17 protein-coding genes and 1 riboswitch are annotated in these 19915 nt (G+C 44.2%); of the genes, 4 read left to right on the top strand and 13 right to left on the bottom strand.

Features of this window, described 5'->3' with window-relative positions; genetic code table 11:
* Window positions 1-39 precede the first annotated feature (39 nt).
* Together BLU97_RS07345 and fabD are read right to left on the bottom strand one after the other, a co-directional pair.
* On the bottom strand, window positions 40-1695 hold the full coding sequence (locus tag BLU97_RS07345) for an alpha-amylase family glycosyl hydrolase (protein ID WP_074760889.1): 1656 nt from the start codon (window positions 1693-1695) through the stop codon (window positions 40-42).
* A complete protein-coding gene (gene fabD / locus BLU97_RS07350; protein ID WP_074760890.1) occupies window positions 1682-2572 on the bottom strand; it encodes an ACP S-malonyltransferase in 891 nt (296 codons plus the stop codon). Before fabD ends, BLU97_RS07345 begins: the two co-directional genes overlap by 14 nt.
* Before the next feature lie 192 nt (window positions 2573-2764).
* On the opposite strand from fabD, the gene BLU97_RS07355 reads away from it, so the two are divergent.
* Genes BLU97_RS07355 through BLU97_RS07365 form a run of 3 tightly spaced genes read left to right on the top strand, consistent with a single transcriptional unit; the run spans window position 2765 to window position 4946 of the window.
* Window positions 2765-3373, top strand: a complete 609-nt coding sequence (locus tag BLU97_RS07355; RefSeq protein WP_074760891.1) for a thiamine phosphate synthase — start codon at window positions 2765-2767, stop codon at window positions 3371-3373.
* 42 nt (window positions 3374-3415) lie between these two features.
* Window positions 3416-4354: a ribose-phosphate pyrophosphokinase gene (locus BLU97_RS07360; protein WP_074760892.1), complete on the top strand. Its 939-nt coding sequence runs from the start codon at window positions 3416-3418 to the stop codon at window positions 4352-4354.
* A gap of 1 nt (window position 4355) precedes the next feature.
* A complete protein-coding gene (locus BLU97_RS07365; protein ID WP_074760893.1) occupies window positions 4356-4946 on the top strand; it encodes a DUF4369 domain-containing protein in 591 nt (196 codons plus the stop codon).
* Between the two features lie 34 nt (window positions 4947-4980).
* Here BLU97_RS07365 and glgP read toward each other — a convergent pair whose 3' ends face one another.
* Complete coding sequence (gene glgP / locus BLU97_RS07370; protein WP_074760894.1) at window positions 4981-7560, bottom strand: alpha-glucan family phosphorylase; 2580 nt, start codon at window positions 7558-7560, stop codon at window positions 4981-4983.
* 39 nt (window positions 7561-7599) lie between these two features.
* The gene (locus tag BLU97_RS07375) at window positions 7600-9273 is read right to left on the bottom strand and encodes a glycogen/starch synthase (protein WP_074760895.1); all 1674 of its coding nucleotides are present in this window, start codon (window positions 9271-9273) and stop codon (window positions 7600-7602) included.
* A 141-nt stretch (window positions 9274-9414) separates the two neighbouring features.
* On the opposite strand from BLU97_RS07375, the gene BLU97_RS07380 reads away from it, so the two are divergent.
* On the top strand, window positions 9415-9837 hold the full coding sequence (locus BLU97_RS07380; RefSeq protein WP_074760896.1) for a hypothetical protein: 423 nt from the start codon (window positions 9415-9417) through the stop codon (window positions 9835-9837).
* Window positions 9838-9858: 21 nt separating this feature from the next.
* On the opposite strand, the gene BLU97_RS07385 is transcribed toward BLU97_RS07380, so the two are convergent.
* From BLU97_RS07385 to BLU97_RS07430, 9 genes are all read right to left on the bottom strand, one after another.
* Window positions 9859-10662, bottom strand: coding sequence for a hypothetical protein (locus BLU97_RS07385; RefSeq protein WP_139208893.1), 804 nt, complete (start codon window positions 10660-10662; stop codon window positions 9859-9861).
* Window positions 10663-10912: 250 nt separating this feature from the next.
* Window positions 10913-11095 carry a hypothetical protein gene (locus tag BLU97_RS07390; protein WP_139208896.1) on the bottom strand — a complete coding sequence of 61 codons (183 nt, stop codon included), beginning with the start codon at window positions 11093-11095 and terminating at the stop codon, window positions 10913-10915.
* Between the two features lie 204 nt (window positions 11096-11299).
* Window positions 11300-11419: riboswitch (SAM-I-IV-variant riboswitch) on the top strand.
* Window positions 11420-11738: 319 nt separating this feature from the next.
* Window positions 11739-12308 carry a very short patch repair endonuclease gene (locus tag BLU97_RS07400; protein WP_074760900.1) on the bottom strand — a complete coding sequence of 190 codons (570 nt, stop codon included), beginning with the start codon at window positions 12306-12308 and terminating at the stop codon, window positions 11739-11741.
* A gap of 5 nt (window positions 12309-12313) precedes the next feature.
* Window positions 12314-13090 carry an HNH endonuclease gene (locus BLU97_RS07405; protein ID WP_074760901.1) on the bottom strand — a complete coding sequence of 259 codons (777 nt, stop codon included), beginning with the start codon at window positions 13088-13090 and terminating at the stop codon, window positions 12314-12316.
* 6 nt (window positions 13091-13096) lie between these two features.
* Entirely contained in the window at window positions 13097-13552 is a 456-nt protein-coding gene (locus BLU97_RS07410; protein ID WP_074760902.1) for a hypothetical protein, read from the bottom strand.
* Window positions 13552-15426: a DNA cytosine methyltransferase gene (locus BLU97_RS07415; protein ID WP_074760903.1), complete on the bottom strand. Its 1875-nt coding sequence runs from the start codon at window positions 15424-15426 to the stop codon at window positions 13552-13554. Before BLU97_RS07415 ends, BLU97_RS07410 begins: the two co-directional genes overlap by 1 nt.
* A 3-nt stretch (window positions 15427-15429) precedes the next feature.
* Window positions 15430-16305, bottom strand: a complete 876-nt coding sequence (locus tag BLU97_RS07420; RefSeq protein ID WP_074760904.1) for a DUF6339 family protein — start codon at window positions 16303-16305, stop codon at window positions 15430-15432.
* A 3-nt stretch (window positions 16306-16308) separates the two neighbouring features.
* On the bottom strand, window positions 16309-17169 hold the full coding sequence (locus BLU97_RS07425; RefSeq protein ID WP_074760905.1) for a hypothetical protein: 861 nt from the start codon (window positions 17167-17169) through the stop codon (window positions 16309-16311).
* Complete coding sequence (locus BLU97_RS07430) at window positions 17159-19279, bottom strand: hypothetical protein (RefSeq protein ID WP_074760906.1); 2121 nt, start codon at window positions 19277-19279, stop codon at window positions 17159-17161. The genes BLU97_RS07425 and BLU97_RS07430 overlap by 11 nt, the downstream gene beginning before the upstream one ends.
* Window positions 19280-19915 lie beyond the last annotated feature (636 nt).

A 19915-nucleotide genomic window follows, 5' to 3' on the forward strand; every position in this document is an offset into this window, starting at 1 on the left:
AAATCCGTGTTAATCCGCGAAATCCGTGCCTTATATTTCCTACACGCGGAATTTTAGGATGGCGGCACCATTTTCGGGAACTTCTACCTGTACCGCTTCGTCGCGCTTAAAATGGAGGCGCGATTTCGTGTCGGTCAGCAAGTCGGTTACCTGCGCGTTTTTCTCGCTCAAGCCCAAGTAATCGAAGGCATGGGCGGGAATATTGACGCTTACCGTAGTAGCCTGGTCGGCAAAGTTGGCAACCACCAGGATGGCCTCGGTGCCGTGCTTGCGTATAAACGCATACTGACGCTGCAGATGGCCGTTGGCATACATCAGGTCGAACATCTCACCCTGTGTGATAGCCTTCTCCTTTTGTGCCAGCGTCATCACCTTGCAATACATATCGTAGATATACTTTTCGCGGATGGTGTATTTGCGGTTAGCCGCACGCACCATGGTGTCAACGCTCCAATAATCAAAAATGGTGGTTCGTCCGTCGCAGCCGCTAAAGCCCTCCTTGTCCATACCACGCTCACCATACTCCTGTCCGAAGTAAATCATCAGCGGGTTCTGCTGCAGCAGGGCCGACACCACTAAGCCTGGAATACCCTTGCGCCCGTCGCCGGCAAAGAAGTCGCTGGCCACGCGCTGCTCGTCGTGATTCTCCAGGAAGTACAGCATGTGCTGCTTGATATCATCCGTCTGCTGCCAGGCGCCTGTAATCGCATGGGCACTCTGCTGGTTGCAAATCACGCTGCGCACCGTATCGTACATGCCCACCTTATCATACAGGTAGTCGAAACCGGCCCCCAGGTAGTTGCGATACTCGCCGGGGTTATACACCTCGCCGATAAACACGCACTCAGGATAACGGTACTTCACCTTATCCGTGGCCCAATGCCAGAAGGCAGCAGGCACCATCTCGGCCATGTCGCAACGGAAACCGTCAACGCCCTTAGCCGCCCAATACAGCAGTATCTCAGTCATCTTATCCCATGTGTTGGGGATAGGATTAAAGTGGCCCACGCCGCCGGCATAGTAATCCACGCCGTAGTTCAGCTTCACCGTCTCGTACCAGTCGTTCATGCCTGGTGCATTGTGGAAACAGTCGTTACCTGTGGCCTTGGCAGGCTCCTCGTCATACTCCTCGGCCTCGCCATGATACAGGTCGAAGTAAGGATGGAAACGCTGTCCGGGACAATAGTAAAAGTTGTTCTGCGGGTCGAATCCGTTCTGTGGGTTATCCTCCTCGCCCAGGTCCTTCACCCCTTGTGGCTTGCAGATTGAGTGATACTGGCGTGCCACGTGGTTGGGCACAAAGTCGATAATCACCTTCAGTCCGGCCTTGTGCGTACGCTCCACCAGCGCCTCAAACTCCTGCATGCGCTGCTCTACGTTCTCGGCCAGATCAGGGTCGATATCATAGTAGTCGGTAATGGCGTAAGGCGAACCAGCCTTACCCTTCACCACCGCAGCGTGCTGTTTGGGAATGCCGTACTGGGTGTAATCCGTTTGCGATGCATGTCGGATCACACCTGTGTACCAAATATGGCTCACGCCCATCTCCTTGATAGCTTTCAAGGATTTGGGCGTGAAGTCGTTCAGTTTTCCGCAACCGTTCTCGGCCAATGTTCCGTCCTCATGGCGCGTCACATTCTTATTGCCGTACAAACGGGTGAAAACCTGGTAGATAATCATCTTATTCGATGCCATGGGCTGCAACCTCTTTATTGATCTTAACGATCATACCCTGCAGGGCCTTACCAGGACCGCACTCTGTAAAGTCGTCGGCACCATCGGCAATCATGTTCTGTACGCTCTGAGTCCAGCGAACCGAGCTTGTGAGCTGAGCAATCAGGTTAGCCTTGATCTCAGCGGGATCGGTATGAGGCTTAGCATCTACGTTCTGGTAAACGGGGCACTTAGGAGTCTTAATCTCAGTAGCCTCGATAGCTGCCTGCAGCTCATCTTTAGCAGGCTGCATCAGTGGCGAGTGGAAAGCACCGCCCACCTTCAGCACCAGTGCACGCTTAGCACCAGCAGCCTTCAGGCGCTCGCAAGCCTCCTCGATAGCCTCAACGTTACCGCTGATAACCAGCTGTCCGGGGCAGTTATAGTTAGCGGGCACTACTACACCCTTACCCAGCTTGCTAACCTCGGCGCAAACCTGCTCTACAGTCTCATCGGGCAGAGCAATGATAGCAGCCATGGTTGAGGGCTGAGCCTCGCAAGCCTTCTGCATAGCCATAGCACGAGCGTAAACCAGCTTCAAGCCATCCTCAAAACTCAGGGCACCAGCAGCTGTAAGAGCCGAGAACTCACCCAGTGAGTGACCAGCAGCCATCTTAGGATCGAAAGCGTCGCCCATGCAGAGTGCCGAGATAACGCTGTGAAGGAAAACGGCTGGCTGTGTAACCTTAGTCTGCTTCAGCTCCTCGTCGGTACCAGCAAACATGATATCGGTAATACGGTAGCCAAGAATCTCGTTAGCCTTCTCAAAAAGTTCCTTTGCCAGGGGGTTGGTATCATACAGATCCTTACCCATTCCTACAAACTGTGCTCCCTGTCCGGGAAAAACAAATGCTTTCATCTTTCTTTAATTTTACTATTTTACAATTTTACTATTTTACTATCTAAAACTCCTCCTTTTGCTCTTTTCAGGATGCAAAATTACTAAAACTTTCTGAAAAATGCACCCTAATGACTTTTTTTTTGCCGAAAGTGGTGATAATATCGAAAAATCTGTGTAATTTTGCACTTAGAAAGAGAACAGATGGCAAAAATGAAGCTTATTGTAATGACGAAACCCACATTCTTCGTCGAAGAGGACAAGATACTTGTGAACCTCTTCGAGGAGGGATTGGAGAATCTGCACCTGTACAAACCAGGTGCTTCGCCCATGTATTCTGAGCGCTTACTGACTCTGCTTGGCGACGACTATCACAACCGCATAACCGTTCACGGGCACTTCTATTTAAAAGAGGAGTATCGCCTGCGCGGCATACATATCGACGATGCGTTCACCGAGGCTCCCGTTGGCTATAAGGGCAACATCAGCCGCACATGCCACGCTATCAGCGAACTCAAGGAAACAAAAAAGAAGTCGAACTATGTTTTCCTGCACTCTATTTTCGACAGTCAGACCAATGCCGACGAGAAGCAGTCGTTTACGATGGACGAGTTACGCGCAGCCTCCAAGCAGGGCCTGATAGACAAGAAGGTTTACGCCTTAGGAGGAATGAATCTCGACCGCGTGAAGGAGATTAAGGATTTAGGCTTTGGTGGCATGGTGATATGCGGCGACCTATGGAACCGCTTCAACATCCACAACGAGATCGACTACAAGGCCTTACTTAACCACTTCGAAAAACTACGCAAAACGATTGAATAGCATGCTAAAGTACTAATATAAAAATATAAATAGGTATTAACAATGAGTGATAAGAGCTCCTTTTTGGTATTCTCAGGAACAGCCACGAGATACCTGGCAGAAAGAATCTGTCAAAGTCTTGGTTGCCCGTTAGGTAAGTTACAAATCACCAAATTCTCAGATGGAGAGTTTGCTGTTTCGTACGAGGAAAGTATCCGCGGTCGCGACATCTTCCTGGTTCAAAGCACCTTCCCCAGTTCCGACAATTTGATGGAGTTGCTGCTGATGATCGATGCAGCCAAGCGCGCTTCGGCCCGTACCATCAATGCCGTTATCCCCTACTTCGGATGGGCCCGCCAGGACCGTAAGGACAAGCCCCGTGTAAGCATCGGCGCCAAGCTGGTGGCCGATCTGCTCAGCGCAGCTGGTGTTAACCGTGTGATCACCATGGACCTGCACGCCGACCAGATTCAGGGTTTCTTCGATGTTCCTGTCGATCATCTGTATGCATCAAACGTTATTCTGCCCTACCTGCAGTCGCTTAAGCTCGACGAGCTGGTAATCGCTTCGCCCGATGTTGGTGGTTCAAAGCGTGCCAGCACCTACGCCAAGTACCTGGGCTGCCCACTGGTATTGTGCAACAAGACCCGTGCCCGCGCCAACGTGGTAGCATCAATGCAGATTATCGGTGATGTAGCAGGTAAGAACGTAGTGATTATCGACGATATGGTTGATACTGCCGGTACCATTACCAAGGCAGCCGACCTGATGAAGGAGAACGGTGCTCTTACTGTTCGCGCTTGCGCCAGCCACTGCGTGATGAGTGGTCCTGCCAGCGATCGCGTACAGGCTTCGGCCATCGAGGAGATTGTATTCACCGACTCTATTCCTTACACCCAGCGTTGTGCAAAGGTTAAGCAACTCAGCGTAGCCGAGATGTTTGCCGAGGCCATCCAGCGTGTAATCGACAACAAGAGCATTAGCGATTTGTACATAGTATAATATGCATTTCGAGAAAAAACTAAGGAGGAAGGAGGAAGGAGTTATCTTTTTCCTCCTTTTTCTATTTTGCGCCTGCCAGTCAGATGTTTATCAGATCAAGGGTTGCGCGCCCCAGCTTAAGGATGGCGACACCGTAACGCTGGCATTCGAAGACCCGCCACAAAAGGTTCTGGGTCAGGCCATCATCAGTGGCGGCACCTTTAAGTTTGCCGGCACCACCGATACCACGCTGTTCTGCCGTGCCTATCTCAACCGCCAGCAGCTCACCAGCTGCAGCTTCTTCCTCGAACCTGGCGAGATTACCATCGAGCTCAACCAGCACCCCCACCCATCGCGCGTGTCGGGTACCGTGCTCAACAATCAGTGGCAGACGCTTAACGATACCGTGCAGAAGCTTGGCACCCAGCTCATCCGTCTGGCCCAGCTCTCCACCCGTACCAACGCCGCCCATCGCCAGCAGTTGCAGCAGCAGGTCGACAGTCTGCACCGCCGCATCAGCGATTGCATCACCCAAACCGGCCAGCGTAACAGCAAGAATGTTTTAGGCCGCTACATCATCCAGAATTATAAAAAACCCGAGTTCAGAGATTGAACCCGGGTTCTTTTTTATGCTTGTACCAATGTAATTACACGGTGTGTGCAGGCAGCTCCAGCCACTTAATGTAGCAGAAGTCCTGACGGTGAGGCAGCTCCTTATGCTTAGGATACATACGGATGGCGCTCTTGAACTGTCCAGCCTGCTGTGGAGCCAGTGTAGCCTCAAAGATATAGTTGTTACCCTCGTGGCCCACCATCTTCAGTGGCTCGATCGAGAAGATACGCTCCTCGCCCTCCTTATTGATATGTACGTTCACCTTCTCGAGTGCCACAGCATCCTCCAGTCCCTGCTCGTCAATCACGTAGCGGATGGTGTACTTCTGTGCAGTCTCGATACCGGCAGCAGGATAATCCCACTCGGCGCTAACCACGTGGATAGCATCCCAGCGCTCAGCTACGGTCTCCTTCCACTGAGCCAGCTCCTTAGCCAGCTTGTTGTTGTCCTTGCTCAGAGCCTTAAAGCGCTTAGCCTGCTTGTTGTAGAACTTCTCGTAGTAGTCGTCAAGCTGGCGCTTCATGGTGTAGTGAGGAGCAATCTGAGCAATCGAGTTCTTGATGACCTTCACCCAACCCTTCGACAGGCCAGTCTTCTTATCCTTATCGTAGTACAATGGGATAATCTCGTTCTCCAGCAGGTGGTAGATGGTAGCAGCATCCAGGTTGTCCTGGTAGCCCTGGTTCTGGTAGGTACGCTTCTCGGTAAGAGCCCAACCGGCACCCTCACGATAGCCCTCAAGCCACCAACCGTCTTTTACTGAGAGGTTTACTACACCGTTCATCTCGGCCTTTTCGCCCGATGTACCCGATGCCTCCAGTGGACGTGTAGGTGTGTTCATCCAGATATCCACACCCGATACCAAGCGGCGGGCCAGCAGGAAGTCGTAGTCCTCCAGGAAGATGATTTTTCCTAAGAACTCGTCGCGCTGACTAATCTCGTAGATGCGCTGGATCAAGCCCTGACCGGCACCATCAGCTGGGTGAGCCTTACCGGCAAACAGGAAGATTACTGGGTGCTCAGGATCGTTCACAATCTTGCTCAAGCGCTCCAGGTTGGTAAACAGCAGGTGTGCACGCTTGTAAGTAGCAAAGCGGCGGCAGAAACCGATTACCAGTGCGTTAGGATTCATACCCTCGAGCAGTGAAACCACACGCGAAGGATCGCCCTGGTTCTTCAGCCACTTCTCGCGGAACTGCTCCTTGATATAGTCGAACAACTTGTTCTTCAGTGCCATACGTGTAGCCCAAACCTCCTCGTCGGGACAGTTGTAGATACCGTGCCAGATCTCCTCGTTGCTCTGATCACTCATGTGCTTAGCATCAAAGTACTTGGCATACACCTTACGCCACTCGGTAGCACACCATGTGGGGAAGTGAACACCGTTGGTAACATAACCCACGTGGTTCTCCTCGGGATAGTAGCCGGCCCAGATAGGTGCAAACATCTTCTGGCTTACCCAGCCGTGCAGCATTGATACACCGTTAACCTCCTGACAGGTGTTGCAGGCAAATGTACTCATGCAGAAACGCTCGCTGTGGTCGTTAGGATTGATACGACCCATGCCGATGAACTCGTCCCACGAGATACCCAGCTTCTGTGGGTAACCGCCCATGTACTTGCCAAACAGACCCTCGTCGAAGTAGTCGTGACCAGCAGGTACTGGTGTGTGAACGGTGTAGAGACCGCTGGCACGTACCAGCTCCAGAGCCTGGTTAAATGTCATACCCTCGTCGATATAGTCGCACAGGCGCTGCAGGTTACACAGGGCAGCATGTCCCTCGTTACAGTGGTAGATATCCTTCTTAATGCCCAGCTTCTTCAGCAGCAGCATACCACCGATACCCAGCAGAATCTCCTGCTTCAAGCGGTTCTCCCAGTCGCTACCATACAGGCTGTGGGTGATAGGCTTGTCAAACTCCGAGTTCATCTCGTTATCAGTATCCAGCAGGTACAGCTTTACACGACCCACGTTTACACGCCAAACATAAGCGTGAACCTGGTAGTTGGTGTAAGGCACATCAATCACCATGGGGCTACCATCCTTGTCAAGCTGGCGCTCGATAGGCAGGTTGCTAAAGTTCTGTGCCTCGTAGTTGGCCACCTGCTGTCCCTCCATCGAGAGACTCTGTGTAAAGTAACCAAAACGGTACAGGAAACCAACGGCACACATATCCACGTTCGAGTCCGAAGCCTCTTTTACGTAGTCGCCGGCCAGCATACCCAGACCGCCCGAGTAGATCTTCAGGGCCGAGTGGATACCGTACTCCATACAGAAGTAAGCCACCGATGGGCGCTTCTTGTCGGGTTCTACATCGATATACTTACGGAACAAGGTGTAAACGCTCTTAATGCGCTTCATCAGCGCCTTATCCTTTACAATTTGCTCTTTACGGGCAAAACTCAGTCGCTCAAGCAGCATAACTGGGTTGTGTTTTACCTCATGATAAAGCTCAGGGTCCAGGTCGCGGAACAAGTCGCGAGCCTCGTAGTTCCATACCCACCACATGTTGTGGGCAATCTCGTCCAAACACTTCAGTTCTTCAGGAAGACTCGACTTCACGGTCAAATCCTTCCACATTGGAGCATTTGCATAATCAGCTTTAATTTTCATAATCTCTCAAATTTTTATTTGAATTCTTCTTTAATCTTTCTATTTTTCCATTCTATCTTGTGCTTTGCGCAGCGCGATATCATACGCTTCGTAGTAGTACTCGATAAAGTGAGTCCAGAGAGCCTTCTCCGAGAGGGCTTCAGCATTCTTGCGGCAAGTCTCAATCTGCTTTTTAGTCATGTTCGAGAACTCAGCCACCGTATCCTTGATATTATCGGCCACTTCGCTATAGTTGTAATCCGTGCGGTGAATCACCTTCACACCATCCTCCAGCTGTCCGTCGTGACCGAACACCGTGTTGGCCCACAGTCCGAATCCAGCCAGGTCGGTAGTGATACAAGGCACCTTAAAGGCTATTGCCTCAAGTGGGGTGTAACCCCAGGGCTCGTAGTACGATGGGTAGATGCACAGGTCGTTGCCCAGCACCACATCGTAGTATGTCATGTTCACGATACCATCATTACCGTCCAGATAGCAAGGCAGGAAAATCACCTTCACGTTCTCATCCTTACGGTTGTGCATATCGTAGTATTTCAGCATGCTCAGCACGTTGTCATGACTCATGTTGTGCAGCCAGTGCGTCACCATCGGCACCTCAAGAGGAGAATCAAACTTTAATGTTTCATGTTTCATGTTTAATCTCTCCTGCAAATCTTTACGAGGCTCTCCTACCCAACCGGGCACCTCGATAAATGCCACCACCTTCTTTTTCAGGTCACGATCGCGCAGCAGTCGGTTCATAGCCTCAACAAACACGTCGATACCCTTATTGCGGAACTCGTATCGTCCCGAAGTCGAAATCAGCAGCGTGTCGTCGTCCAGCTCCTCGCCAAGCAGCGCATTAGCCACCTGCAGCATTTTTTTGCGAGCGGCCTTACGCTTGCGGGCAAAAGCCTGCGCTGTGCTGGGCACAAAACTATTATCAAAACCATTTGGCAGCACCACGTCCACCGGCTTGTCAAGCAGCTCCACGCACTCCTTAGCCGTAATGTCGCTCACCGTGGTAAAGCAGTCGGCATAGTGGGCAGTCTGCTTCTCAATACTGTGTTTGCTCTGCATGTTCAGCTCACCAGCCATCTGGTCGCCGTTATAGGCAAACAGGTAGTCGTACAGCGGCTTCTGGTTGCCGGCAATCGATCGGCCAATGCTCGTAGCATGGGTCGTAAACACCGTACCAATCTGTGGCAGCTTGTTGTTCAGGTACAGCAGTCCCAGTCCGCACATCCACTCGTTAGCGTGGTATATCACCTTCTGTTCGGGCTTCAGGCTGTGCTTGTAGAAGCTCTCTACTACGAGAGCTGCAGCATACGAGAACATCGAAGCCTCATCATAGTCGCCATAGGCATGCAACGAATCCACCTGGTAGTGTTCCCACAACCAGCCGTAAATCTCGTTCTTCTTTTCGAAGTAAGGGTTAAAATCCACCAGGATAGCAATCGGTTCGCCGGGCACGGTCCATCTTCCCACTCTCACCTTCAGGCCCTGCTCTTTCGCAGCCCACTGCCACTCGGCCAGCAAGCTGTTGTCCTCCCTAAAGTAAGGGCTCTCCTGCTCTTTCCAGAAATCAGGACCAATAAATATGATTTTGTCTTTCAGAACCTGTTGCAAAGTTTTAGCACGTGTCGAAAGTACGGTATAGATACCGCCCACCTTGTTGCAAACCTCCCAACTCGACTCAAAAATATAATCAGGTGTAAATCGTTCCTTTGCCATGTTATACTAACTAATTTGCTGCAAAGATAATTAAAAAATTATTAAATCACCAATCTTTTTGTTATTTTTTTCGGCGTAAACGTTTAAAAGATGATATAGATTAGTATCTTTGCGGTCTAAAAAACGTATAAGTGTTGTAATATGAACAAGTTAATAGTTTCAGCCCTGCTGTGTTTGGCCAGTATTACGGCCAGTGCGCAGAACACCCAAGGCCCCTTTCGCGCGTACCTTATAAATAAGGAACTTGATATTGTGATGCGTATTAATTTTTACCAACAAGATGTTACCGTTCCCGGTCAGGATTTGTTTGGCCAGGTGCCCGGCTATCTCAGTAAGCGTTTCAACTCGTTTGCCTGGGTCATCACCGATGCCGAGGTAAAGGGCCACAAGGCCACGCTGCAGATGATCAACGATTACGGCAGCGAGGATCTCACCGCCACCCTCACCGCCAAGGGCGATTCAGTATTCATCCTCAAGCAAGAGTCAGGTAGCGCCCTCAAGGTGCCCTTCAAAGGTAAATGGCAAAAATTGCCCAAGACCATAGAGTTTAAACGTCAGAAATAATTTTCTGACGTTTAATGTAAGTTATTCAACCTTTGTCATCTGGAAGGTGGCGATGTAGGTTGAGCCATCATCACGCATACGCAACGCCGTCCACTTCATCACCCCATCCTTGATGCTCTCAATCTCCCACCACTCGCGCAGCTCTTCACTGTCGGCCGTCTTCTTCCAGCGGGTGCAGAGCAAGATACCATCTACGAAATAGTTTGAAAGATAATCAGTGTCCGACTGCCATTGCCCCTCCACCTTACTATAATAGGCGTAGGTGCCGTCGGCTTTATACTCCCAACGGTGCAATTCGCCATCGGTGTGCTCGTCCTCAGTGCTAGTCACCTTGCCTTCCCATGTGCCAATAATATCATTCTCATAGTCGTTTGTCACACGTATATAGCGCTCTTTGTCGTAGATCTCATTTATTACCACATTACCGTCAACATAGACTTTCCAGTCAGACTTCAACATCATATCCTTATCAGTAATGGAGTAGATGGTTGTTTCCGTCACATGCGTAGTATGTTCATTTTCTTTCGCTCTAAGCGTTACATTCTTGCCTTTAATCGTAACCTCAGCCGACGCATGGTTGTTCCACGACTCGCTATAGTAGTCAGAAAGACTACCATACGCTTCCGTCGGCGACAAGAAAGTAATGACTGCTTTCAAGTTAGTAGGACACGCCTGACCGTCCAGTTCGTCCACCATCCACTTGCCCATCAACTTTGTTGAAAGGTCGAGCTTGACGGGTTTGTCGTCATTCGATGTACATGATGTAAACACACTTGCGCCGCAAATGAGGGTGGCGACGAGCACCCAGTTCAAAATCTGCTTCATAAAGGTTTTCATTAAATTGTTTGTTTGCAAATATACATAACAATTCAATATCTTCCAATTATTTTAGCTTTTTTTTTGCATTCTGACAAATTCTTATTACCTTTGCGGCGTATTGTTAAATGAATGGTTATAAAATTCATTTTAATGATTATGTTCATTCTATTTTCGCAGTGATGCGAGAAAGAATTGGGTTTTATTAGTAATAATTATCACAGAGGAATCAGCAGCGATGCTCATTCCCCTTTTTGTTTCATCTATCTTTATCCATATCTATAGAGGCAATGTAGTCATCATATGCATCCCGTTCTTCACGAGCAGCTCGATAACTTTCATCGTCACAAGTTTTATCATCCGGATTTTCAGGTGAATTACTTCCTCTAAAAATAGCGTCACCTTTGTATATTAGTAGAAATATTACAGCTCCTATATGCATAATTATCACAGCCCACCATGAAGTAATGGCAGCCAGCATCCATATTATGAAGGCATACAAAAGAACCCATGTAAGACAAGCTATCATACTCTGATAAGAATTAATCGTTTCTATTCCGTCACAAAATTAGCACAATTTTCGCAACCCACAAAATTTACAGTCATTTCTTTTGGTTCTCCACAGAAAACTTTGTATCTTTGCACCCAGAAACATCAAGAGCAGTCGCCATTATGGCGGACTCGCCAACCGAACATTAGGATGTCACGGTGGCCAAGGTACGATGTGGAAGCAACATTATTATTCACTTCAAAATTATCCTAAGTTATGCAACAGCACATTTATTACATCAAGTTTGCATTGCAATTTGCCGATATGCAAATCGCAGAGTTAGTTAACGTATTCAATTCTCAGGTAAATCTTCGAGGTTTCACTTCGATGCGCGCTTATCACGACGCAGCTCTAATCGATGAATTCCAACGTCGAGGTATCGACACCACCTGCGTCCACGATGGCCACAGTATATCATTCGCCCAACCTATTGCTTATGATATAAGCCAGAATAAGTTAGTCCTTTTAAGCTAACACCTCTATAAATAACCTCCGCCCCTATACTGTCTGCTCTGGTATAGAGGCAGAGGACTATTTATTCTTCAGCTGCAATCAACAAGCTGTCACTCTCTTCTTCTATTGCTGGGTATGCCACATTTCTCAGGCTGTGGTCCTGTAACCAGATGTGGTTCAGTGTAAAAGCCAATGAGTCAAGTGTTTCTTCCCGTTTCGATGGTTTTAGCTCACATTCCCAAACCGTAATGCAGTGCCATCCCATTTTAGCCAATTCACGCTGTTTTTCTTTATCCCGTTCTTTATTTCTGCGAATCTTCGCCACCCAGAATTCCCTGTTACTCTTCGGAATCTTACAGCACTCACTATTCTCAATGTTTAATGTAACATGTTCAATGTTTCGCTCGGCTTTGCCGCTTGGCTTGTCCAAGAATGTAACACCGTGTCCGTGCCAAAAGCATCCATTCACAAAAATACAAGTACGATATTTCCTAAGCACGATATCCGGCCTTCCAGGCAATCGTTTATGGTTTAGCCGATAGCGGAATCCCCTACTCCACAACCCTTTTCGCACAATTATCTCAGGCTTCGTGTCTTTCCCACGAATCGCCGCCATATTCTTGTGCCTTTGTTCGGGAGATAGTTTGTCCATTGTATTCACACTTTATTGAAAATACAATCTCTATGCCATTCCAAGAATTCAGGATTAGGATGATATTTCTTTGGAGTAACAAGTTGCTTCCCTCGTATAGGTTCAAAGTATTTTGAGAAATACTCCTTTCCTACATTTGCCTCCAGTCGTTCAGAGAATAAAGCAGTTAAGTCGTTACCGAAACTCAGCAATCCTCGATCAAAAGCTTTGTCATAAAGAGAAGAAAGACATATTCCGTTTTCAGGATTCAGTCGTTCTTTTTTATCCTCAGACCAAGGTATTATGTGACTAGCCACAAGCAACTCGGGAATATCTATTCCAGACAAACCACACTTATTATCATAATTTACAAGCACAATCTGTCGGAACACATTCTGATTTACACGTGTCTTTACAATTCTATTTCGAGTTTCTCCAGACATTTCTTCTGGAATATCTTTCAAATCATCAGCAAACTTTGTTTCTACATCAGTTTGTTGATATTTAGCAAGAATTTTTTCACTCTCATACATTAGAGAATCTTTGTTCTCTGAAAACTCATCCCAGATAGGCTGGCACTGTTTTATTCCTCCAACCATACCTTTAATACCCCTAGCCTGTAAAATAGGATCACATGATGCAAAATTGACTAACCTCAGGGCTATAGAGTTTGCACTCCTACCCATCAGGTTAGCCAATTCTATAATTTGTGCATTTCCTCTGTGCATTTTACCAAATGGCATTTTTAAATACAGATTGAATGCCAATATCAGTTCATCACGCGTCCAAATCTTCCGTTCCATAGTTTATCATTTAGACAATAATTCTTTCAAAAAGATTTTTATCGGGTTCGATATTCCTGTATTAAAACATAACAATAGGTCAATATGTGACATATTCAATATATATAAAGTTCCCTCCTTTGACACCATCAAGCATATATCATCAGGAGACGTTACAGGAATAATTTCAGCACCAAACCACATCCGTTTATCTCCTCTTTTTGTCGCCTTATAGACGGAAGAATGAATCACCTTTTCTTCTTTAAAAGTCAACAAATGCGCATCAATATATTTTTTTTCACCATTTTGCTGCATAGAAAAATCGTGGATACCCTCTTCCTTTAGGAATTTATCAACAGATTTCGTAGCGTCAAATATATGATGAGACAAAATATTCTCTGTCATCAATACCATAACAAAACGAACTCCCTTCTCCGTCAAGAATAATTCATTTTGACGTTCCAAATCTGTTAATACTCTCATTATCTTATATTTTTTAAAATTATATCACCAATAGCTTTTGCCATTAAAGGAGGTACCGCATTCCCAACAAGGGTATATTGAGGTATATCTTTCTTTCTCATATCGCCGCCTGTCGTACGTTTACCTTGAAATACAAAAGAATCGTCGAAGGATTGAAGTCGAGCCATTTCTCTCACCGTCATGGCACGACATGCAGAATAATGTATAAAATCATCTGGCATTGTCACAACAGTTGGAGATTGTCCGAGAGGATTCAACACTGTATAATTACGTTTGTTTGACATTACATTTTGCTCTCTTAATTCATTTTTACACGCATCATTATATTCTCCATGTTTAACTATTATCTCCAATCTGGTCTTTACGTCATCATTTTGAAGGCTAGTTTGATGATTATATAAATGACATCCCTCCATTACTTTTCCAGATCTTAGATCATCCAAATTCTTAACATAGAAAGGAGCGCTATCCATATCGAATCTAAAACCAAGCCTTCCTATACGACTCCAGTCAGAATATAGTGTATGACATTTTTCACTTCCTATTGAACTATCCGCATTGCGATACTTTATCTGCGGCAAATAACGATTATCAACTTTTACTCTTTCATATTCAGTTCTCTCCTCTCCATTACCAATAAAATCCAAATCTGCAATTGCTTCATAAACAGTTACCTTGTCTTTTTTATCTATTGTTGCAGGAATGTTATCAATTAATGGTTGATCTTTTCTACAACCAATAAAAAGAACTCGTTCTCTATTCTGAGGAACTCCATAATCAGACGAATTAACTACTATAGGAGATTCAATTTGGTACAAACGAATATCTCTGGTTAATTCGTATAGTTCTTCGGCAATGTCGTTTTCTGCATATTCTTTTATTGTAGTAAAACATTCATCAAGTGATAGTGGGAACAATCCTATCATATCAACCAATTCAGACACATCTTCCTGATAGTCTTCAAAATCTTCTATTCGACCAAATGCTCCTCGTATATTGTTAATAATATAATCATCATCCAAAAATTCGATAAATTTATTCATTGGCTTGACAAAATAATCGTTATCAATATATGCCTCTGTTTTTTCCTGAATGATTGCATTAATTATTGACTCACGTTCTTTGCTTCTTCTCAACAGATTCAAACCATGACGTATGGTATTAACATTCCGATCACTTCTGCTGGTTTGATACGCCAATTGTTTTGTTAAAGATTTATATTGCGCCTCAATCAACTGAATAAAATCATTTCTATAAACCTCATCATTAGTATCATCTGCAAGTTCCATTTTAATTTTTGCGATAATACAAGAATGAACGAAGTCTGATTTCATTGGAGTTTTTTCAAGAAAACCAAGAAGTCTTGGAACTTCTTTATCATCAATGATAGATCTTATCTCATTCATTACGGCCTCCTTAAATTTGCCTTTATCTTTCGTTAAGATTCCTGCAACATTTTCCATAACAAAGTATTTAGGACGTAATTTACGAATTACTTTCAGATAATGCAAGAAAAGATTATCACGCTTATCATATAATTTTCTTCTTCCACCCAAACTGAACGACTGACAACTAGGTCCTCCTGTAACAACATCAATTTCTTTATTTCCAATCTTTTCTAACAAATGAGGAAGGAATGAATCAGACATAATATCCTCTGTTATAAACTCTGTACTGAGACCTAACTGGCAATTGTATCTCACTTTATGTGTAAGTTCGCAATTGCTATTTATATCACTTGCTAAAATAAAATCAAAATATCTATTCTCGGTATAAGACTGTAGAAATCCTTCGCTAATGCCACCTGCACCAGCAAAAAGATCAATAAATGTAATAGGAGTTTTATTTTGTATAAACTCTAGTTTTTCTGCCATATCTTATTTTCTCTTACGTTTTTTATTCTTTTTATGCTTCTTTTTCTTAGATGTGATGCCTGCTGCAGCCATTGCTTCGTCACGTTCTTTCTTCTCTTTCTTGCGGTCACCAACACTCTTAATGTATTCGCGATTGTCATCAAGGAAATTATAAAAATCCTCCTCAGAATAAACACCAATATCGATAACACCACCAAGTTTATTGATTAGCTGAATACACTTATCTGTACGATACTCAAAGTGTTTGTCGAATACTGAAGAAGCAGGATCAGAATCTTTTTTCTTCAGTTCGTCCATATAGAATTTAAGAATGCCTCGTACGGCAGCAGGATTACTCATTACATACGTAGCTGCGCCAATACCTCTATCACGCAGTTTCTGTATGGAGAAGAGGAACTGTGTGTAGGTATAATCGTATGTACCATCTTCTTGTTTTATTGCGCTACACTTGAACGACCAGTATAAACCCTCAAGCCAATTTCGGATACGCCCCTGTCCATAAAACCAGTGTTCCTTAACATTATTGTATGTAAGTTGTGTACCATCTCCTTTTGCCCATCTCGTACACATATATTTATAAAGAACAACATGTGACAAATACTGCCAGAAATGTGACTGTGCAGCATGTAATGGAGTCAGATTTTCATAGCTTTCAAACAAAATCTTACCAGCATAAAAGTCATTTGCTGCCAAACAATTGTCAGCATATTCCATCATACCAGAAAGGTCTGGCTGTTCAAAACTAAGTTCCCTAATTGCATCTTGAGATCTTGCTTCATCTTCCCATGAGAATTCTGGGTTATTGTATTTGTCGAGATTCTCGTTTATATTTGCTTCCAGATCCTCACAAAATTGAGGTGTAAATATCCGTTGTTTCATAATTTAATCCTCCATTGCTTGGTCAATTACCTTTTTAGTTTCTTCCAAAAGCATTACGTGTACATTCGATAAAGAAGCATTAGCGATATCATATATCTCGTCTAATTCCAATTTGTAATCTTCAGGAACAGGCATATCAATTTTTGAGCAGTAGTCGTCAACAATGCTCCTGAGATAGTATACCCAATCCCTATCAGAACTATAATGCTGTGGTAAAACACTTAACGCATATATCAAAGCAGGAAATACAAATGCAGCCTCAACTGCAGCTGGGCATGTACTTTCGACACATTCAAATTCCGTCTTAGAACTTTTTGGATACTTTATTACCACTCTCTCACCATCAACAGAGTACTCAACTCTTGAAACGTCAGCAGCTTTTGTTCTAAAGATTTTACTCAAATCCGTGTCATTGTCTTGTTGTTGTAAATCAAAATTAATGCTATCTATATAGGCAATTATTCCTCCTTTAGGATAATCAACAGCTCCTTCATAAATATCATTTACATCAAGATAATCGCAACCGTTTATATCTGTCGTAGCAATAACAAGAACTTTAACCGAAAGACGTTTATGTACTCTTTCCGCAGGTATTCTAACTTGAAACTCTGGAGAAGACGATTCCTTCATCTGCAGGTAATATGTTTGAATACATTCAACAATACATTTATATGACGCTTTTTCTTCAGCAATCAGACGCTTAATTCCTTCATTCTCGACAGTCACAGTATAATCAAAAACAAATTCATTAGAACCTGTATCAAGATTCATTTTATGAATGCCGTCAGGCTCTGGCCCATTGAAGTCATCATTTGGCAAGCCCCATATTGGATATGGGTAAGTTGCATTTTCTCTAATTTCCATATGCCTTAATAATTAAAGTATAATTCTTGACGCTCTCAACAGGAGTGAATTTTATTACATTATTTCCTGCCGTCAAATTAAAACCCGTTATCTCATTAGAATCCATACCAGAGATTTTACAGTTGTCTGATACACGATTTAGGGATAGTGGTATCTGGCCTGTGACACCTTGTACGAACAATTCTATACGACAGTTTGCAAAATCGCGTGGAACTGTAAGAACAAGTTTACAAGCAAACTCGCCATCATGAAGCGGTATAAGATGTCGGTTTCTTCCATCTAATTTAATTTCGCGCATACGAACTCCGCTATCTTCTATTTCATCAGTGTTGCCTTCGAAATTTCCTTCACCACCAACAACTGGGCCATCTGGCGTTTCAGGAATTCCAAAAGGAGGAGCAGGCATAGGAGGCGCTGGATGTGGATAAGGCGGAACAGGTACTGGCGGGTCTGTAGGAGTTGGCGTAGGAGAATCTGTTTCTATAGGCGTTACACTAGGTCCAAGGTTGGTTTCATTTGATGCAACTGTTTTACCTTTAGACTTCTTTTTCTTACGTTTACCCGGAAGCGATTCAAGAATAGAAGTACGTCCATTAGCTTTAGTCACCTTTACTCTTTCTGTAATGTTTGTAGAGGGCCAGATTGACTCAACCTCATCATCTTGTTTTTTATCACCTAATACAGAGACACGACGGTTTCGTAAAGAAACAATCGTACGTTCTTCGCTTTCTTCCTCAGGAAACATCTGTTTCTCACATGCAGAAATAAATGAATCTATTTCTTGAAGAACTTTAGCTGCAGTTTTTTGGTATTCCTTAGACTCGCCACGTAGTTCTCCTAAATCCCATTTATCATGAGTCACGTTTTCCATACGTCTAAGGTATTTGCTTCCATCTCCATCACACAAGAATAGAGCATAATATCCCTTATTATTCCTCCCTCGTTTTACCTCAACAACCATATTATTATCTCTCATGTAGACAATACTATCCCTAGAATTGGCTTGCCTAATAGAATCAGATTTCCACATGTAGAGCGTTGCATGACCAATTGTTTCGAATTGTCCCAATGAACTATCGGAAGTATCAAACTCCCTATGATTATCATCAGAATTTATATTACAAAGAACTTCTTTATAATAAGGACGAGGATTAAATAATAGCTCAGGAGTTCTTGTTCGTCTGATGTCCAACTCACCCTCTTCTTGAAAACATTCTTCAATTTTATTACAAATGTTGTCACAACTAAATTCTTCACCGCATACATCTACAAGTAACTTATTATCTTTTATTGCTTTAAAGAAACTGCGAAGTATCTCTTTACGCATAACCTTAATGTCCTCTTCATTGTATTCCATTCCCAAAACGTATGCATCCGTTCCTGGTTCTTCTCTAAGAAATGCTTCTGGAATAGAATCTCCTGAATCAGGTCTGGTACCATTGTTGCTGTCGTAAAATGCCACATTTTCATATAATTGAACAGTTCCATCTTCATCTTTAAAAAGATGGTCACATAATTTAACGACACCCTCTCCATACGTTTTCCCTTCAGTTGTCTTTGTCGAATAATAAACAGCATTGATACCAGAATTGACAAATCCCACTGTTTTACCAAGGCCATGACTACCACCAGCATGTTCAGAGTCTTTATAGCTAGAACTTGAAGATCTAACACACGACTTGAACTTACTTGGTTTGAATCTTTCAGTCTCATATGGCATACCAAGGGTATTGTAATCTGATACCTTCAAATAGCCAATACTACCCCAATTCACGCGCTCGTTCAAATACTCATATTTTTCGTAATAAGGGTCTTTACCATTCTCAATAGAACGACACATATTACTACATGATTTTAGTCTTTCTAACAATGAGATGATTAATTCTGGATATTGACTACAATCTAAAGTGTCATAAGAAAAAGACACTTTAACTGGTTCATCAGACAAATCTGGATCATGGGCATCAAGAGAATTTTGAATATACTCGCGAACCAAACAACGCAGTTTATTTGCAAAGAAGAAAGAAAGAGATGAGTCCTCTCTGCCCTGATTCATTGAAGCATCATTTCTAATTATAAAATTCCATTTACAACTCAGGTCCTTAATCATAGATTCTACTCCGTTTATTTTAAAAAATCATATTCATAAATATTCCTTAATTTAAAAACAATAATGCCCTCCTCTTCGCTTGGAAGAGAAGGGCGTGAAAAGATAGATTGATGACACTGGGGCCTAGCACAACCGCATCAGACAACAACCATTCAGTCCACGCCCTATTTGAGAGCGCGAACATCCATTGCCTTGTCTGACTGATGCTATTTGCGGAGGTGCTAGTTCCAGTGTGTCAGTCTAATCAAGGATGTTCAAGACTCGAAAGCCTATATTACATTTCTAATATTATTCCTCATATTGTTGGTCGACTTTATGAAATTATTACTCTTGTTTCTTAGTTATTCGCCAAACATAAAAAAGCATACCCGATTCCCTCGTGTTCCAGAATTCGGGTAGTCGACCAAGAAGACCCTGAAGAGAGAACAATTGGGAAGGGTATGCCATAACGGCACACCTTACTCCCAAGGTTTCTCATCAATGTTTGGTCGACTTTTGAATTCTAAACCTTAGTCATAAGATATGTATCTTATAATCAGCAAAATATGCACCGCACCGTATCAGCCCTGTTCACTCCAGAACCGCTGCGTGCTGTTTTTACACAAGCACAGACGGAACGATTGCACTGCAAAAGTA

This window comes from Xylanibacter ruminicola (assembly GCF_900107775.1).
GTDB classification, from domain to species: Bacteria; Bacteroidota; Bacteroidia; order Bacteroidales; family Bacteroidaceae; genus Prevotella; species Prevotella ruminicola_C.

Bases quoted from the DNA above. Each gene is read 5' to 3' on its own strand.
- BLU97_RS07385 (WP_139208893.1), bottom strand. From the start codon at position 10,662: ATGAAGCAGATTTTGAACTGGGTGCTCGTCGCCACCCTCATTTGCGGC.
- BLU97_RS07430 (WP_074760906.1), bottom strand. From the start codon at position 19,279: ATGATTAAGGACCTGAGTTGTAAATGGAATTTTATAATTAGAAATGAT.
- BLU97_RS07420 (WP_074760904.1), bottom strand. From the start codon at position 16,305: ATGAAACAACGGATATTTACACCTCAATTTTGTGAGGATCTGGAAGCA.
- BLU97_RS07405 (WP_074760901.1), bottom strand. From the start codon at position 13,090: ATGGAACGGAAGATTTGGACGCGTGATGAACTGATATTGGCATTCAAT.
- BLU97_RS07355 (WP_074760891.1), top strand. From the start codon at position 2,765: ATGAAGCTTATTGTAATGACGAAACCCACATTCTTCGTCGAAGAGGAC.
- BLU97_RS07360 (WP_074760892.1), top strand. From the start codon at position 3,416: ATGAGTGATAAGAGCTCCTTTTTGGTATTCTCAGGAACAGCCACGAGA.
- BLU97_RS07345 (WP_074760889.1), bottom strand. From the start codon at position 1,695: ATGGCATCGAATAAGATGATTATCTACCAGGTTTTCACCCGTTTGTAC.
- BLU97_RS07390 (WP_139208896.1), bottom strand. From the start codon at position 11,095: ATGCATATAGGAGCTGTAATATTTCTACTAATATACAAAGGTGACGCT.
- BLU97_RS07415 (WP_074760903.1), bottom strand. From the start codon at position 15,426: ATGGCAGAAAAACTAGAGTTTATACAAAATAAAACTCCTATTACATTT.
- BLU97_RS07375 (WP_074760895.1), bottom strand. From the start codon at position 9,273: ATGGCAAAGGAACGATTTACACCTGATTATATTTTTGAGTCGAGTTGG.
- BLU97_RS07410 (WP_074760902.1), bottom strand. From the start codon at position 13,552: ATGAGAGTATTAACAGATTTGGAACGTCAAAATGAATTATTCTTGACG.
- BLU97_RS07425 (WP_074760905.1), bottom strand. From the start codon at position 17,169: ATGGAAATTAGAGAAAATGCAACTTACCCATATCCAATATGGGGCTTG.
- BLU97_RS07400 (WP_074760900.1), bottom strand. From the start codon at position 12,308: ATGGACAAACTATCTCCCGAACAAAGGCACAAGAATATGGCGGCGATT.
- fabD (WP_074760890.1), bottom strand. From the start codon at position 2,572: ATGAAAGCATTTGTTTTTCCCGGACAGGGAGCACAGTTTGTAGGAATG.
- BLU97_RS07380 (WP_074760896.1), top strand. From the start codon at position 9,415: ATGAACAAGTTAATAGTTTCAGCCCTGCTGTGTTTGGCCAGTATTACG.
- BLU97_RS07365 (WP_074760893.1), top strand. From the start codon at position 4,356: ATGCATTTCGAGAAAAAACTAAGGAGGAAGGAGGAAGGAGTTATCTTT.
- glgP (WP_074760894.1), bottom strand. From the start codon at position 7,560: ATGAAAATTAAAGCTGATTATGCAAATGCTCCAATGTGGAAGGATTTG.